At 72.4% G+C, this 16315-nt stretch carries 12 protein-coding genes; 8 read left to right on the forward strand and 4 right to left on the reverse strand.

Translation table 11 applies throughout. The features are described 5' to 3' along the window. Nucleotides 1-136: 136 nt before the first annotated feature. Both QFZ64_RS03955 and QFZ64_RS03960 read left to right on the forward strand, forming a co-directional pair. Complete coding sequence (locus QFZ64_RS03955; protein WP_307062355.1) at nt 137-766, forward strand: MSMEG_1061 family FMN-dependent PPOX-type flavoprotein; 630 nt, start codon at nt 137-139, stop codon at nt 764-766. A 119-nt stretch (nt 767-885) separates the two neighbouring features. Then, nucleotides 886-1791, forward strand: a complete 906-nt coding sequence (locus QFZ64_RS03960) for a PDR/VanB family oxidoreductase (RefSeq protein ID WP_307062357.1) — start codon at nt 886-888, stop codon at nt 1789-1791. Nucleotides 1792-1851: 60 nt separating this feature from the next. Here QFZ64_RS03960 and QFZ64_RS03965 read toward each other — a convergent pair whose 3' ends face one another. Further along, a complete protein-coding gene (locus QFZ64_RS03965; protein WP_307062359.1) occupies nt 1852-3666 on the reverse strand; it encodes a GAF domain-containing protein in 1815 nt (604 codons plus the stop codon). Nucleotides 3667-3988: 322 nt separating this feature from the next. On the opposite strand from QFZ64_RS03965, the gene QFZ64_RS03970 reads away from it, so the two are divergent. The 3 genes from QFZ64_RS03970 (at nt 3989) to QFZ64_RS03980 (ending at nt 8139) form a co-directional block, all read left to right on the forward strand. After that, entirely contained in the window at nt 3989-5434 is a 1446-nt protein-coding gene (locus tag QFZ64_RS03970; protein WP_307062361.1) for an MFS transporter, read from the forward strand. Between the two features lie 64 nt (nt 5435-5498). Then, nucleotides 5499-6992: an AMP-binding protein gene (locus tag QFZ64_RS03975; RefSeq protein ID WP_307062363.1), complete on the forward strand. Its 1494-nt coding sequence runs from the start codon at nt 5499-5501 to the stop codon at nt 6990-6992. A gap of 295 nt (nt 6993-7287) precedes the next feature. Continuing rightward, nucleotides 7288-8139 carry an endonuclease/exonuclease/phosphatase family protein gene (locus QFZ64_RS03980; RefSeq protein WP_307062364.1) on the forward strand — a complete coding sequence of 284 codons (852 nt, stop codon included), beginning with the start codon at nt 7288-7290 and terminating at the stop codon, nt 8137-8139. Here the strand turns inward: QFZ64_RS03980 and QFZ64_RS03985 are convergent. Beyond that, nucleotides 8136-9464, reverse strand: coding sequence for a PP2C family protein-serine/threonine phosphatase (locus QFZ64_RS03985; RefSeq protein ID WP_307062366.1), 1329 nt, complete (start codon nt 9462-9464; stop codon nt 8136-8138). The genes QFZ64_RS03980 and QFZ64_RS03985 overlap by 4 nt on opposite strands. 352 nt (nt 9465-9816) lie before the next feature. Between QFZ64_RS03985 and QFZ64_RS03990 the strand changes: the two genes are divergently transcribed. Further along, nucleotides 9817-10698: a DMT family transporter gene (locus tag QFZ64_RS03990; protein WP_307062368.1), complete on the forward strand. Its 882-nt coding sequence runs from the start codon at nt 9817-9819 to the stop codon at nt 10696-10698. Nucleotides 10699-10744: 46 nt separating this feature from the next. On the opposite strand, the gene QFZ64_RS03995 is transcribed toward QFZ64_RS03990, so the two are convergent. After that, nucleotides 10745-11968, reverse strand: a complete 1224-nt coding sequence (locus tag QFZ64_RS03995) for a Gfo/Idh/MocA family protein (protein WP_307062369.1) — start codon at nt 11966-11968, stop codon at nt 10745-10747. A gap of 67 nt (nt 11969-12035) precedes the next feature. After that, nucleotides 12036-14060 carry a carbohydrate-binding protein gene (locus tag QFZ64_RS04000; protein ID WP_307062371.1) on the reverse strand — a complete coding sequence of 675 codons (2025 nt, stop codon included), beginning with the start codon at nt 14058-14060 and terminating at the stop codon, nt 12036-12038. A gap of 255 nt (nt 14061-14315) precedes the next feature. On the opposite strand from QFZ64_RS04000, the gene QFZ64_RS04005 reads away from it, so the two are divergent. Both QFZ64_RS04005 and QFZ64_RS04010 read left to right on the forward strand, forming a co-directional pair. Beyond that, nucleotides 14316-15269, forward strand: a complete 954-nt coding sequence (locus QFZ64_RS04005; RefSeq protein WP_307071557.1) for a carbohydrate ABC transporter permease — start codon at nt 14316-14318, stop codon at nt 15267-15269. A 9-nt stretch (nt 15270-15278) separates the two neighbouring features. Next, nucleotides 15279-16229: a carbohydrate ABC transporter permease gene (locus QFZ64_RS04010; protein WP_373430541.1), complete on the forward strand. Its 951-nt coding sequence runs from the start codon at nt 15279-15281 to the stop codon at nt 16227-16229. Nucleotides 16230-16315: the final 86 nt, after the last annotated feature.

Below are 16315 nucleotides of genomic sequence, written 5' to 3' on the forward strand. Positions count from 1 at the left end.
ACGACCTGAATAATTGCTCACAATAGTGCCATGACCTGCGGCGCCGCGGTGTCCTACCGCGTGGCGCCGCCGTCGGTGGGTGGCGGGGCCGTACGGCTCCGGGCGCCTGCCGACGCCCGCTGTGGAAGGAGCCCTCATGGCGCACACCCGCACCCTCCCCCGACCGCTCTCGCCCGAGCAGGTCCTCGCCCTGATCGGCGAGCCCGACCCCATGGCCAAGAACAAGATCATCGATCACATCGACGAGCAGTACCACCGCTTCATCGCGCACTCGCCCTTCCTGACGATGGCGACGTCCGACGCCGCGGGCAGCGCCGACTGCTCGCCGCGCGGCGACTACCCGGGGTTCGTGAAGGTCCTGGACCCGCACACGCTCGTCATCCCGGACCGGCCCGGCAACCGGATCGCCGACGCCTTCCGCAATCTCGCCGGGAACGACGGCATCGGACTGCTGTTCCTCATCCCCGGCATGCGGGAGACCCTGCGGGTCAACGGCCGCGCGTACCCCACCGACGAACCCGAGGTGCTCGCCCGGCTGCAGGCCGAGGGCCGCACGCCACGGCTGGCGATCGTCGTCCGGGTGGAGCAGGCGTACGCGCACTGCGGCCGCGCGCTCGTCCGGTCCCGGCTGTGGGATCCGGCGAGCCGGGCGCTGGCGGACGAGATGCCGACGCCCGGGGAGATGTTCACCGCCCAGCTCGGGCTCGACATCGATCCCCGGGTGATCGACGCGGGCCTCGAGGAGACCTACCGGAAGCTGTACTGACGATGCCGCCGACCACGCCGCCGTCCGGGCCGCCCACCGCACCAGCGCCGATGCCGCCCACCGCACCACCGACCGTGCCGTCGTCCCTTTCCCCGACCAGCCGACAAGGCGGAGCACCTGTGCAGCAGACCCTTCTCGAACGGGTGGAGCCGCTCACCCCGGACGTCGTCTCCCTCGTGCTGCGCGGGGCCGACGGCCCGCTCGCGCCATGGGAGCCGGGGGCGCACGTCGATCTGCGGCTGCCGAACTGGCTCACCCGGCAGTACTCGCTCTGCGGGGACCCGGCCGACCGGGAGACCTACCGCGTCGCGGTACGCCACGAGCGGCTCAGCCGGGGCGGCTCGGAGTACGTGCACCGGTTCCTGCGCCCGGGACGGCCCCTTCAGGTGTCGCTGCCGCGGAACAACTTCCCGCTGCTGTCCGCGCCGGAGTACCTGTTCCTGGCCGGCGGCATCGGCATCACCCCGCTGCTGCCGATGCTGCGCGCGGCCGTGGACGCCCGGATCCCGGCCTCCCTCGTGTACGCGGGCAGGTCGGCCGCCTCCATGCCGTTCCAGGACGAGGTGCGCTCGTGGGGCGACCGGGTGCACGTCGTCGCCACCGGGGAGCGGGGCAGGCCCGACCTCGCCGCGCACGCCGCCGCGCTGGGCCCCGACGCCCTTGTCTACTGCTGCGGTCCCGCGCCGATGCTCCGCGCGGCCGAGGCCGTGTTCCCCGCCGGGCGGCTGCACGTGGAGCGGTTCCGTCCCGAGGCCCGCCGGTTCGCGCCCGACACCGCGTTCGAGGCGGTGTGCGCACGCTCCGGGGACACCCTCCGGGTACCGGCGGACGAGTCGCTGCTGGACGTGCTCCGGCACGCGGGGCACGCGGTGCCGTCCGGCTGCCACGAGGGCGTCTGCGGAAGCTGCGAACTCACCGTCCTCGGCGGCGATCCCGAGCACCGCGACGACATCGGCGCTCCCGCCGGGCGCATGTATCCGTGCGTGTCCCGCGCGTTGTCCCCGCGGCTCGTCCTGGACCTGTGACCCACCGCCCCGCCGCGGCGCACCCGTTCGCCCGGCCCCGCCGCGGTCCGGCGTTCCCTCTCACCCTGCGGGGTCCGAGGCCGACCGGTCGAGGGCGGCCCGCAGTTGGTGGAGCCGGACCGCCAGATGCAGGCGCAGCGAGGAGTCCGGGGAGCGCCAGTCCTCGCCGAGCAGCACACCGATCCGGTGCAGACGCTTCAGCAACGTGTTCATGTGGACGTGCAGGGCGGTGGCCGTCTGGCGCAGATTGCCGGAGTGGGCGAAGTAGGCGGCCGTCGTGGCGACCAGGTCGGTGGCGCGCCGCCGGTCGTAGTCGAGAAGCACACCGAGTTCGTCGGTGAGGAACCGGTCGAGGTCGTGGGTGCGCTGGGGGTCGAACACGAGCGCGTACATCGCGTACTGGCGGGTCGTCGCCCCCCGGTCCTCCTCCCCCAGCGCGCGCATCACCTCCACGCACCGCTGGGCCAGCGAGAACGAGCGGGAGCGTTCCTGCCCCGTGACCCGGTCCGCGACCAGCAGCAGCGGCGCGCCCAGGGCGCGCCGCAGTCCCTGGTGCAGGGCGCGGGCCGCCTCCTCCACGTCGTCGGCGCGCAGCAGCATCGTCGCCCGGCCGAGGTACTCCCCCGCCAGCCCCGACCACTCGGGCGAGACGGCGTTGAGCCGGCGCACCACATCACTGGCGGGCCTGCCCGGGCAGTCGGCCACGACCAGGACGTCGAGGTGGTCGACGTCGACCCCCCGGGCCAGCGCCCGGTCGCGGTGGGCGGGGTGCAGGGGGGCACGGGAGAGCAGTTCGGTGAGCAGTTCGCCACGTACCCGTTCCTCCGCCTCGACACGGGCGTCACGCATGAGGACCAGCAGGCCCATGATCTGGGCCGCGCGTTCCAGCATGCGGATGTCCGCCGGGTCCGGCGCGGCACTCCGGGCCAGGGACAGCGAGCCGAGGTGGCTGCCGCCGGCGTGGACGGCCGCCACGCTGCGCACCACCCCGTCCGCACCCCGCGCGGAGGCGCACCGCCCGGTGCTGCGCGCCTCCTCCAGCAGTGCCCGGACGGGTTCCCGGTCCGGGTCGGCCGGCTGCCCTTCGGCGCACCGGACGGCGACGATCCGGTCGTCCCGGTCCAGGACGGTGACGGTGCCGCGCAGGTGCTCGACCAGGAGTCGCGCGATGTCACCGGGCCCGCCCCCGGTGAGCACGACGTGGGTCAGCGCCTCGTGCACGGCGGCGGCCCGCTCCACGGACGTGACCTGCTCCTCGATCGTGCGGTACGCCTCCCGCAGCCGTCGCAGCGAGACGCGGCTCTCCTCGTACAGGCGGGCGTTGTTGAGGGCGATCGCGGCGTGGTCGGCGAAGGCGCTGAGGAGGGCCACCTCGTCCTTCTCGAAGGGACGTTCGGTGCGGTCTGCGGCGAAGAGGACGCCGACGACTTTCTCGCCCACCAGGAGCGGCACGCCGAGCAGCGCGACGAGTCCCTCGTCGGGCACGAGCGAGTCGAACACGGAGCGGTGGCTGAGGACCTGGGCCTCGCGGTAGTTGCTCACCCAGAACGGGGCCCGCGACTCGATCACCCGGGCCCCGAGTCCGCCGCCGGGCGGCATCCACGCCGTGGAGAACTCGTGCGAGATCGTGCCCGCCGACGCGCTCAGTTTCAGGTTGCCCTCCGCGTCCAGCAGGGAGAGGTAGGCGATGTCGCTGCCGATCAGCTCGTGGGCGTGCCGGACGATCGAGGAGAGCACCTCGCCCACCTCACCGAGCGCGGCCAGGGAGCGGGCCGTCGCGTACAGGCTGCTCAACTCCCGTTCGCGGCGCAGCCGGTAGGAGACGAGTTCTCCGTGGTCCCGGGCGCCGTCCGCGCCGGGATCGCTCAGCGGCATAAGTGTCCCTGTCTGTCGCGTGTCGTCGCGTGTCGTCGCGTGTCGTCGCGTGGCGGTCGCATGCCGGTCGTACATCGGCCGTACGGCGGTCGCACGCGCGGAAGCCTGGTGGAGGGGCCGGCCGGGGTGGATGTCACTCACACCCGGGAGCGGCCACAAGTGTACGTACGTTCCATCCTACGGAGCCCTCGCTCAGCCCTACTCTCAGCCCACACGGACGGTGGCGATGCGGGTCGCGGCCGCCCGGCACAGCAGCGGCGCCCGGCGGCCGGCGGGCGAACGTCCCTCGCTCACCTCTTCCTCACCCCAGGGGGCACCACCCATGACTTCCTCCGCTCACGCACACCTCCCCGACAGCGACAGCGGCCAAGACAGCGACAGCGGCCGTGACAGCGGCGCCGACACGGGCGCCCACGCCGGCGCCGCGCCCTCTGCCGCCGACGAACGCCGCGCCCACCGCAGGCTGCTCGCGGCGGGACTGCTGGGCAGTTCGATCGAGTGGTACGACTTCTTCCTGTACGGGACGGCGGCGGCGCTGGTCTTCCCCGACGTCTTCTTCCCGCACTCCTCCGCCCTGACGGGCACCCTGCTGTCCTTCAGCACGTTCTGGGCGGGTTTCGTGGCCCGTCCGCTCGGCGGGCTCCTCGCCGGTCACTTCGGTGACAAGTACGGCCGCAAGCCCACCGTCGTCGTCTGTCTCCTCGGCATGGCGCTCGCCACGTTCCTGATCGGCTGTCTGCCGAGCGCCGGGACCGTCGGCGTGCTCGCCCCGACCCTGCTGGTGCTGCTGCGCTTCGTGCAGGGCATCGCGGCGGGCGGCCAGTGGGGCGGGATCGCGCTGCTCCTGACGGAGTCGTCCGGGCCCAAGCGACGGGGGTTCGCGGGTACGTTCGGCCAGACCAGTGTGCCCGTCGCGGTCATCATCTCCACCCTGGTGTTCACCTCGGTCAGCGCCTCCCTGTCGGACGACGCCCTGATCGACTGGGGCTGGCGCATCCCGTTCCTGCTCAGCGCGGTCATGTTCCCGGTGGTGCTGTACATCCAGCGCAAGGTCGAGGACACCCCGGACTTCCGCAAGCTCCAGGAGCGGGCGGCGCGCAAGCAGGAGGCGGTCGTGGTGCGGGCGCCGCTGGCCGAGGCGGTGCGCCGCAACTGGCGCGTCATCCTGCTCGCCTGCGGCACCCTGTCCGCCACCAACAGCCTGTTCTACGTCAGCATCACCGGGCTGCTGAGCTACGGCACCAAGACGCTGGACATGAACCGGAACTCACTGCTGACGGCCACGCTGCTGAGCGCGGTCGTGATGACGGCGCTGCTCCCGTACACGGGGAAGCTGTCGGACCGTTACGGCCGGCGGACCCTCATCCTCGTCGGCGGGCTCGGCGTGGTCGCCTGGGCCTTCCCCTACTTCGCGCTGGTGGGGACGGCGTCAGTACCGATGATCTTCATCGCGGTCACGGTCGGCTTCGTCTTCCAGGGGCTGACCTACGGCCCGATGGCGGCCTACTTCGGCGAGCTGTTCGCGCCGAACGTCCGCTACTCCAGCGCCTCCCTGGCGTACCAGCTCTCCGCCATCGTCGTCAGCGGCAGCACGCCGGTCCTGATGACGTGGCTGATCGCGAAGACGGACAGCACCGTCCTGGTCGCGGCGTTCATCGCCCTGATGGGTGCGGTCACCTTCGTCTGCGCCTGGTTCCTGCCGGAGACCAACACCGCCGAGGTGCGCCGGGATCCCGAGGCGCTCCCCGGGGCGCACCTGTACCGCTGACGTGCGGCCGGGAACCGGGATCCACGGTGCCCGGCCACTTCCGAACAACGAGGAGACGGCACATATGTTCACCCCTGAACCCGGATACCCGCTCGGTGACATCCCCGGGGAGTACGCGGCGGAGCGCCCGGAGGCGGTCGCGGTGCGGGCGGAGGACGAGGAGCTGAGCTGGGACGAGCTGTACCGGGCGAGCAACGCGGTGGCACGCGGCCTGCGACTGGCCGGTGCCGGGCCCGGACGCATCGTCCCGCTGATGCTGCCCAACAGTGTGGACGTGATCGTGGCGGCCTTCGCCTGCCTGAAGATCGGGGCCGTTCCGCAGCCGCTCTCGACGCGGCTCGCGCCCCCCGAGGAGCAGGCCGTCCTCGAGCTGTCCGATCCGGCGGTCGTCGTCGGCCGGGAGGAGGGCGCACCCGTGGGCGACGGCCGGTTGCGGGTCACCACCGTGGCCGCGCTGCGTCGGCTCGGCGGCACGGACGACGACCTGCCGACGGAGGTCGGCTCCTCCTGGAAGGCACCGACGTCCGGCGGCTCCACCGGCCGCCCGAAGATCATCCTGTCGGGTTCGTCGGGCACGTTCCACGCCTTCGACAGCGAGGCGTGGGGAATCGGCAGCCGGGAGCGGGCGCTCATCACCGCCCCGGTCCACCACAACGCGCCGTTCTCCACGGCCATGACGGTCCTCTTCAACGGCGGCACGGTCACCCTGCTCGGCAGGTTCGACGCGGAGCGGGTGCTGGCCGAGGTGGAACGGCACGCGATCACCTGGATGTACCTGGTGCCGACGATGATGCGGCGCATCCTGGCGCTGCCCGAGGCGACCCGGCACCGCTACGACCTCTCCTCGCTGGTGTCGGTGTGGCACTGCGCGGAACCGTGCCCGCCGGCGATCAAGCAGGCGTGGATCGACTGGCTCGGCGCCGAGCGGATCTTCGAGCTCTACGCCGGGACCGAGGCGCAGGCCGGCTGCACCATCTCGGGCCCCGAATGGCTCGAGCACCGCGGCTCGGTGGGCCGCACCACCTGGGGCGAGATCAGAATCGTGGCGCTGGACGGGACCCCGGTCACCGAGTCCGGCCGCAGCGGTGAGGTCTTCATGCGGGTCCCGCCGGGCAATCCGCCCGCCTTCAGCTACCTGGGCGCGGAGGTGGAGGAGGTCGACGGGTGGTCGACGCTCGGCGACATCGGCGAGTTCGACGCCGACGGGTATCTGTACCTGCACGACCGGCGGTCGGACATGCTGCTGGTGGGCGGCGTGAACGTCTACCCCGCCGAGATCGAGGGCGCCCTCGCCGAACACCCCGACGTGCTCTCCAGCGCGGTGATCGGGCTGCCCGACGCGGACCGCGGCAACCGGATCCACGCGATCGTCCAGGTGGAGGAGGGGTCAACGGCGACGGCCGAGGAGATCGGCTCGTTCCTGACCGGGCGGCTCTCCCCGCACAAGCGGCCCCGGTCGATCGAGCTCGTCGACACACCGCTGCGCAGCCCGGCGGGCAAGATCAGGCGCTCCGCCCTGCGCGCGGAACGCCTGGCCGGGGCCGAGGCGGCCCGCTGACGAACCCGCGCTCCGGGGCGCCACCGCCGGTCGCTGCGGTGGCGCCCCTGAGTGCCGGGCCGGCGGGCGGGGCGCGGCCGCGGGCGCGCCCCGCCGCACGGCACCACCGCCCGCGGTCCACAGCCCGCCCACGCACCGGACTCGGGGACTCGGGGACTCGGAGACTCGGGGTGAGCGCCTCGCCTCCTCCCTTCGCCCCGTCGAACGCCGAGGAGCGCTCTACGATGGCCGGGGCACGGCCCGCGCGGTTCCGCCCGGTCGTCGCCGCCCGGTCCGTCCGTGCGAGGAGGCGAGGGTGCAGGCAAGGGGCACATGGTGGCTCGTGGGCGCCGTCATCGCCGTCTGGATCGTGGCCTCGGGCCCCGGCCTTCCGCACGGCGGCTCGTCCGCCGGGTCGCAGCCTCGGGCGTCCGACCGCCACGTCGTACCGAACCGGGTCATGACGTGGAACATCTGCAACCCGTGCAAGAGCGGCGACTTCGATCTGGCGGCGGAGATCGCCGAGTCGGCACCCCAGGTCATCGGTCTGCAGGAGTCGTGCACGGGCCAGGTCGAGCGGATCCGCGATGCGCTGAAGAACCGTTACGGGCTCGATTACCACGTCGCGTACGGGACCGTCCTGCACAGTTGGGGCCGCTGCGGAGGGGCGCCGTGGAAGCCGGGCGGCTACGGAGAAGCCATCCTCTCGGCGGCGCCGATGACCGACGCCGTCGCCGTCGAATACCCCGACGGCGGGTCCGAGGACCGGGGGTACATGGCGGTCACGACCACGGTAGGCGGCCGGCACGTCAGGGTCTTCAACACACATCTCGCCGAACGGCGACAGGAACCGGTCCGGGCGAAGCAGGTGGACGTCCTCGCCAAGGTGGTCGCCCGCCACGACCCCGCGATCGTCCTGGGCGACTTCAACGCCGTGCCGTACGCCTCCGAACTCCACGCGATGTGGCCGCTGGTCAAGGACTCCGACCCCGGGTGCCGCCCCTCGTCCACCGACGGCTGCGAGCCCACCACCGATTGGCACAGCAAGTTCGACTACGTCTTCCTGCGGGGCGTCGAGGCACGCGACCACCGCGTCCGGCCGAGCGCCCACTCGGACCACCACATGCTGTACGCCGACCTGCGGCCCGTCGGGGCCGGCGTCTCCTAGCGCGTCCGCGCACGTCCTCGAGGGTCACGCCGGCGTCCGCTCCCGGCCGTCCCCGCGGTCCCGCCGCCCTCGCGCGGGCCGTGGGCCGACACCCCCACGGCCTCGGCCGCCCGCGCGACGGGTTCCAGGTGGGGGCCGATCCACTCGCACAGCAGGACGGTGGCGTCGTCCTCGAGGTGGCCGTCGTGGTGGTCGAGGACGGCGTTGACGAGCCGGCGCAGGGTCTCGGGGACGGGCAGGCCGTCGGCGTGGTGGCGGACGAGGAAGTCGACGAAGCGTTCGAGGCCGAACTCCGGTCCGCCGCGCCGGCGGGCCTCCGTGATGCCGTCGGTGTGCAGGACGAGGCGGTCGCCGGGCTGCAACTGCTCGCGGCACACGGTGGAGGGCAGGCCCAGGTCGGTGCCCATGGGGTGGGCGGGAGGGCAGGCCAACGGTGTGATCCAGCGGTTGCCGCGGATCACGATGGGCGGGTGGTGTCCGCGGTTGACCCACTCCAGGACGCCGGTGCGGGTGTCGAGGACGGCCAGGATCCCGGTGACGTAGCGCCGCCGGTCGTACTGCTCGATGAGCGCCGCCTCGACGGCCTCCCCCGTGCCGACGAGACCGGCTCCCTGCCGGCGTGCGTTGCGGCAGGCGCCCAGGGCGAGGGCGGCGGAGAGTCCGGCGGCGGTGTCGTGGCCCATCGCGTCGAGGACGGCGAGGTGGACGAGGGGCCCGTCGACGGCGTACTCGAAGGCGTCCCCGCTGATCCGGTAGGCGGGTTCCATGGCGGCGGAGATCGCCACCCGGCCGTCCGCGTAGGTGCGCGAGGCCATCAGGTTCCACTGCATCTCCGCGGCCACGCTCAGCGGTCGGGCACGCACCAGCCTGGCCATGGTGTCGCTGGTGTCCCGTTTGCTGACGACGATGAGCGAGACGAGCCCGGCCAGTGCCTCCATGTCGGCGTGGACGTCGGCGTCCTCGCGCGCGCCGGCCACCCGCAGCACTCCGATGCGCTCGGTGCCGTCGAGCAGCGGGACCCACCACGCGGCGACACCGTCGGCGGCCGGCACGGCGGGCAGGGCGTCGCAGTACTGGAAGGCCCGCCCGGCGACCGTTCCCCGGATCGGCACAGTGTCCTGCGCGTCGAGGGGCGCGGGTCCCTCGGCCGGGAGGAGGCGCAGGACCTTGCGCTGGAGATCGGCGAGGTAGATCAGCACCGCGCGGAACCCGGCGGCCCGCGCGCACTCGGCGGCCTTGGCCGGCAGCAGTTCGATGGGCATGAGGTGGCTGGCGGCGAGCAGTTCCGTCAGCATCCTCCGGCCGTCCCGGCCGCGTTCCTCCATCGGCGTGCACCTCCGGTCCTCGCCGTCCCCCTGTCGGGGGCGGGCACTGCGCCGGCGGTACGGGCGCGCTCCGCCGCGTCACACCGGCCCCCCTCGTCTACCCCGCATCGGCCGCACGGTGCCTGTCCGGTGCCGCCCGTCGGAAGGAGCGGGCCCGGCCCCGGGCGCGGATGCGGGGCACCCGGGTGGCCCCATCCTGGACCGGTGGGTCGTACTCCGCCTTTCGGCATGCGGGCGGCCCGGCCCGCGCGGCCGAGGCCGCCGGTCTCCTGAGCGGCCTTGCCACGCCGTACGAAAGGACCGAGGGCCGGGACGACGCGCGGCCGGGGCGCGGGCGCGCGAGGATCGGTGGATGGGTGTGCGACCGGGACTCGTGCTGTCGGTGGTCTTCGCGCTGTGTGCGGCGTTCAGCAACGCGCTGGCCACCGTGCTGCAACGGCGGGCCGCGTTGAGTGTCCCCGAGTCGCGGGGGTTCCGCTTCGGGCTGGTCGTCGACCTGCTGCACCGGCCGGTCTGGGTCGCCGGGATGCTCGCGGTGGTGGCGGCGGGGATCGGACAGGCGGCGGCGCTGGCCACCGGGCCGCTCTCGCTCGTCCAGCCGCTGTTCGTGCTGGAGCTGCCACTGGCCCTGCTGCTCGCCTCGCTGATGACGCGCAACCGGATGCCGGGCGCGCTGTGGCTGGCCGTGGCGGCGGTGGTCGCCGGGCTGGGCGTCGCGCTGGCGGCCGCCGCGCCCTCGGGACACCGCGAACAGGTGTCCCCCCACCGGTGGATCCCGACGCTGGTCGCCTGCGCCGGACTGGTGGCGCTGCTGGTCGCGGCCGGGCTCAGAAGGCCGAACGGCAAGGCGCGGGCCGGCTGCCTCGGCGCGGCCACCGCCGTCTGCTACGCGCTGACCGCCGGGTTGATGAAGGCCGCCGTGGCGGTACTGGACTCCGACGGACTTCTCGCCTTCCTCACCGTGTGGCAGACGTACGCGTTCGCGGCGGCCGGGGTGTGCGCGGTGCTGCTGCTGGAGCACTCGATGCAGGGCGGTCCGCTGGTCGCCTCCCAGCCGGCGCTCACCCTCGGGGACGCGACGGTGAGCCTGCTGCTGGGGGTGGTGCTGTACCAGGAGCACATCCGCACCGGCTGGTGGCTGCTGCCGCAGCTGCTGGGCGTGGGCCTGATCATCGGGGGTGTGCTGGTGCTCGCGCGCCGGGGGACGGATCTGCGCGCGACCGCGACTTCTTGAGGGGGGACGGGCGACGTGGCCGCCCGCCCCCTGCCACCCCCGCCCGTCAGCGCGTCTGCGCCCGCTCGAAGTACGCGACCAGTTCCGGGTCCAGCTCGGGGACCTCGCGGGGTGTGCCGCCGTCGCGCAGTGACTCGGTGGCCCGCACTCCGGCGGCGACGGCCATCCGCGCGGCGACGGGCGAGGTGTCCGTGGTGCCGCCCTCGCGCACGAACCTGAGGAACTCGTCGATCAGCAGCGGGTCGGCGCCACCGTGCTCCTCGCCGTCCTCGCCCTCCTCCCCGGGCACGGTGTTCTCGGTGAGCGGCACGGCGTACTCCGCGTCGGGTTCGGCCCGGTAGGCGGAGCGGCGGGAGTTCCACACCCGGACCACCGCCCCCTCCTCGTCGCCGAAGTTCTCCAGGCGGCCCGCGTCACCGATGACGGTGTAGTTGCGCCAGTAGTCGGGGGTGAAGTGGCACTGCTGGTAGGCGGCCAGTACCCCGTTGTCCAGACGCATGTTGAGCAGCGACACGTCCTCCACGTCGATGACCGGGTTGAGTCCGCGCTGGGTGTGCGGCGGCCAGTGGCCGTCGGCGGTGTGCCAGTCGGCGTGCTTGGGCTCGCCGGGGGCCCTGCGGTTCGGGTTGTCCCCGTAGACCATCAGGTCGCCGAGGGCCTGCACCCGCTGTGCGTAGCCGCCCGCGAGCCAGTGCAGCACGTCGATGTCGTGGGCCGCCTTCTGGAGCAGCAGTCCGGTGGTGTGCCGGCGCTCCGCGTGCCAGTCCTTGAAGTACCAGTCGCCGCCGTACCCCACGAAGTGCCGCACCCAGACGGTCTTGACCTCGCCGATCTCGCCGCGCGTGATGATGTCGCGCATCAGCCGGATCACCGGCATGTGCCGCATGTTGTGTCCGACGTAGAGACGGGTGCCGGTCTCGTACGCCGTGCGCAGGATCGCGTCGCACCGCTCGACGGTGATGTCGAGGGGCTTCTCGACGAAGACGGGCTTGCCCGCTTCGAGCGCCTCGCGGGCGAGGTCGGCGTGGGTGTGGTCGGGGGTGAGGACCAGGACGGCGTCGACGTCCGGGGCGTGGAGCACCTTCCTGTGGTCCTCGGTCAGGCGGACTCCGGGGAACGCCGCCGCGGCCTCCTTGCGGGCCGCCCCGTCGGGGTCGGCGAGCGCGACGATCCGGGATCCGTGGCCCGGCCGGTGCGCGGTACGTGCGAGCGAGCCGCGCAGCCCGAAGCCGAGGACACCGAGCCGGAGGTCGTGGGGGGCGTCGGTCATGACAGTTGCGCCTTTCTGATGGGTGGTGCGTGTCGCTTCGTGCCGGGTCCGTGGTGTGCGGCGGGGGTCAGTTCACGGTGATCCTGTCGATGTCGGGTGCCCAGCCGTCGGGGTTGGCGAGGGTGACGGTGTTGTCCGTACCCGCCCGCAGGTCCAGCCGCACCGTGGTGGTCCCGGTGGTGTTCCAGTCGGCGGTCGGGGCGAAGGAGAGGGTGCGGTCGGCGCCGTCGTCGGCCCGGACGGTGGCGGTGCGGGCGGTCTGGGTGGCGTAGTGCACGGTGACGGTGCGGGTGCCTCCGGTGCCGCCGTCGACATGACGGAAGGTGAGGGTGGCGCCGTTGCCGAGGTAGCCCACCTTGCGGCCGCCGGAGCAGCCGGAGCAGTCGGCCACGACGGCCCCGCCGGTGAGCGTGTTGCCGGAGTCCTCGGCCTCGTAGTCCGCGGGATCGGGGCTCTGGCCGGAGCCGACGGTCATCGCGCCGAGGTCGAGCCAACCGTCGCTGTTCTGGGCGGCGTTGGCGAAGCGCAGCTTCTTGGCGCGGAGGCTCACCTTCTCCAGGGGATTGTCGACCTTCATCACGAGCCGGTAGCCGCCCCGGTCGACGCCGGTGAGGTCGACGGAGGCGTCGAAGTAACGCGGGCTGCCGAAGTCGAGGTAGGCGGGGTCGGCGCCCACTCCCCAGTCCGGGAAGGCCCTGATCCTGGTGGGCATGACCGTGCGCAGGTCCCAGGAGGTGTCCCAGTCCTCGACGACGTCGCCGGAGGCGTCCTTCAGGCCCAGGCGGACCTTCCAGGGGTAGTAGAAGGGTGCGACGCCGGTGTTGGCGATCCGCACGCCGACCTTGGTGGTGCCCTCGGCGGTGTCGTGGAAGTAGGCGTCGGTGACACCCAGGTTGTAGCCCATCAGCCGGACCGCGGCGGCCACGTTCGGGTCGGTGGCGGAGTAGTTCGCGCTGCCCTCGTTGATCTTCCAGGTGGTGTGCTCCAGCTCGACGCACGCCTTCATCCCGTCCACGCCGCCGGACCCGCCGGGCCAGTTCGCGAAGGCGTTCGGCTGGATCTCGGGCCGTACCTCGCCGCCCATGGAGGCGGTGGTCCAGCGGTTCTCGACGCCGTGTTCGAGGGCCTTCTGCAGCTGTGCCCAGGGGGCGCCGCCCATCGACTCGGGGAGTGTGACGCCCTGTGCGGGTGAGCCCTCCCGGTAGCAGAAGGAGTCGTCGTGGTAGCCGACGTCAGGCCGGCCGTCGGCGGCGCCGCCCGCGGAGTCGGCGTACCGCAGCTCGATCTTGGTGTGGGTGAAGGCCTGGTCATAGGCGTCGACGATCTCGGCGGCGTGGGCGTCGGTGGGCATGTGGTTCGGGTACGAGTCGCCCGAGGTGTCGGTGTCGTAGGGCCAGGTGTGCCACTCGCCCCACAGGCCGATCAGCCCGAGGTGGATGTAGCCCAGGCGTGGATCGCCGTCGTAGCGCGCGCCGAAGGCGGCGACGAACCTCTTGAGCGCGTCGAGCAGGTAGGGGCTGTCGTAGTCGGGGCTGGTGGTGCCCCAGTAGGCGTTGTCGCGGTTGTTCACGTGCCCGGCGAAGCAGGGGGGAATGGCGTTGGCGGGGTGGCTGCCGGAGCCGCCCGGATACTCCATGTAGAAGCGGACCGCTGCCTGGTTGCCGGCCGCGGCGATGGCGTCCAGCGAGTCGTCCAGGGCGCTCCAGTCGTAACGGCCGCAGTCGGAGGCGTCCTTCATGACCTCCGACAGGCCGAAGTAGGACCAGGTCAGCGAGTGCGGGTAGCCGGTGTTCTGGTCGCCCCCGGGCTGGTAGAAGCGGGCGAATCCCTTGAGCGGGTTGTCCAACGGTGCGTCACCGGCGGCCAGGGCGTGGACCGGGAGCGTGGGGTCCGGGTCCGGGCCGGGCGCCGGGCGGTCGGGCACGCCGGCGGCGGACGCGGCGGCGCCGGTGCCGGCACCGGGGCCGGCACCGGGGCCGCCGTCGGGGGTGGCCCGGGCGGTGCCGGGCAGTGCCGTGAGGGTGAGGGCGAGTGCCGCCGAGCTGAGAGCGGCCCACAGTCTTCTGCGGCGTCCGGGCGTGTACGTGCGCATCGGTCGACCTCCGGGGTGCGGTTGCGGTGGGGGTGGCCGGTGACCCGGCCGTCGGTCCGGTCGGTGCGTCCGGGAACCGCCGTACCGCGGTTCCCGGACGCACCGGGGAGGCTGCTCCGCTCGTCCGTCGAGCGTGGCTGAATTTCGATCAATTATGCGCCACCATTGACAAAGTTTCGCTGTTGCTCATCAATATGTGGGCACAGCGCTCCACTGGCAAGAGGTGCGGCGCAGATCTTCTTCGGAGGCGTGATGATGGGCGCCAACACGACAGTCGCGCCACCCCGGCCACGTGCCGGCGATGGCACGGGCAAGGGTGCGAGCCCGGGGCAGCCCCGCAGGGCGCGCGACGACCGGAAGGCGGCCTGGCTGTTCCTCGCCCCGGCGCTGGCCGGTTTCGCACTGTTCTACGCGTATCCGACCGCCCGGGGCGTCTACTACTCGCTCACCGACTACAGCCTGCTCGACGACCCGCACTTCACCGGCACGGAGAACTACCGCGAACTGATCGGCGACGACCAGTTCTGGAACGCGCTCAAGGTCACCGGGTACTACGTCGTGCTGAACATCGGCGCGCAGACGGTCCTCGCCCTGGGGCTCGCCACCCTGATGCACCGGCTGACCCGCTCGGTGGCGCTGCGCGCGATGCTGCTCGTGCCGTGGCTGGTGCCCAACGTCACCGTCGGCCTGCTGTGGATGTGGATGCTCGACGCCAACCTCGGCCTCGTGAACCACGTGCTCGGCGCCCTCGGCGTGGGCCCCACCGGCTTCCTCACCTCACCGACCTGGGCGATGCCCACCGTCGCCGGCATCAACGTCTGGGCCTACACCGGCTACACGGCGCTGCTGCTGTACGCGGGCATGCTGCAGATCCCGCAACACCTCTACGAGAGCGCCTCGTTGGACGGCGCGGGCGAGTGGCGGACGTTCACCCGCATCACCCTGCCGCTGCTGCGCCCGGTCCTGGCGCTGGTCCTGGTGGTCTCCCTGATCGGCTCGTTCCAGATCTTCGACACGATCGCCGTCACCACCAAGGGCGGGCCGATCGGCGCCACGCGGGTCATCTACTTCTACATCTACGAACAGGCCTTCACCAACTTCCACATGGGGTACGCCTCCGCGATCGCCGTGATCCTCGCGCTGCTCCTCGGTGTGCTGACCGCCGTGCAGATGCGGCTGCTGCGCGCGTCCCGTTCGGACCTGGCCTGAGGAGCGACCATGACACGCACGCGCACCGGCGACCGCACGCACACCCGCACGCACATCCACTCCCGCACCCGCACCCGCACCCGCGGCCGTCTCACGCCGGGCCGGGTCCTCGCCTGGACACTGATGACCGTCGCCCTGGTGGCGACCCTCTTCCCCTTCTACTGGATGGTCCGTACCGCGCTGACCCCCGCGGCCGACCTCTACTCCGACTCCACCGGCCCCTTCCCCCGGCACCCTACGATGATCAACTTCTGGCGGGTGCTCGGACTCACCAGCCAGGAGGAGGCCAGGGCCGCCGGCGGCTCGGGCGCGCAGGTCGACTTCCTGCGCTACCTGCTCAACTCGGTCGTCTACAGCGGTCTCATCGCCTTCCTGCAGACGCTGTTCTGCGCGATGGCCGGCTACGCCTTCGCCCGACTCCGCTTTCCCGGCCGGGACGCGGTCTTCGGCGTGCTGATCGCCGCGCTGATGGTGCCGCCGATCTTCACCGTGCTGCCCAACTTCGTGCTCGTGAAGAACCTCGGCTGGCTCAACACCTTCGCCGGCATGGTCGCGCCGAGCGTGCTCATGACGCCGTTCGCCGTCTTCTTCCTGCGCCAGTTCTTCCTGTCCATTCCGCGCGAGGTCGAGGAGGCCGCCGTCCTGGACGGGGTCGGCCCCTGGGGCGTCTTCTGGCGCGTGGTCATGCCGATGAGCCGGGGCCCCCTGCTCACCATCGGGCTGACGACCGCGGTGTGGGCCTGGAAGGACTACCTGTGGCCGCTGCTGACCGGCCGTGAGGAGGAGACCCGCGTCCTGACGGTCGCGCTCGGCATCTTCCAGCAGCAGTCCCCCAACACCCAGCCGGACTGGACCGGTCTGATGGCCGGCTCCACCCTCTCCGTGCTGCCCGTCCTCGTCGTCCTGATCCTCCTCGGCCGCCGGCTGGTCGAGTCCCTGAACTTCACCGGCATCAAGTGAGCACCGGGCGTCAGGTGCTCACCGTCATCAAGTGACCGGCACTCCCGCGTGCCCGCACATTCCCCAGTTCCTCCAGAGAGGCACCC

It is taken from the genome of Streptomyces sp. B3I8, from assembly GCF_030816915.1.
Classification (GTDB): domain Bacteria; phylum Actinomycetota; class Actinomycetes; order Streptomycetales; family Streptomycetaceae; genus Streptomyces.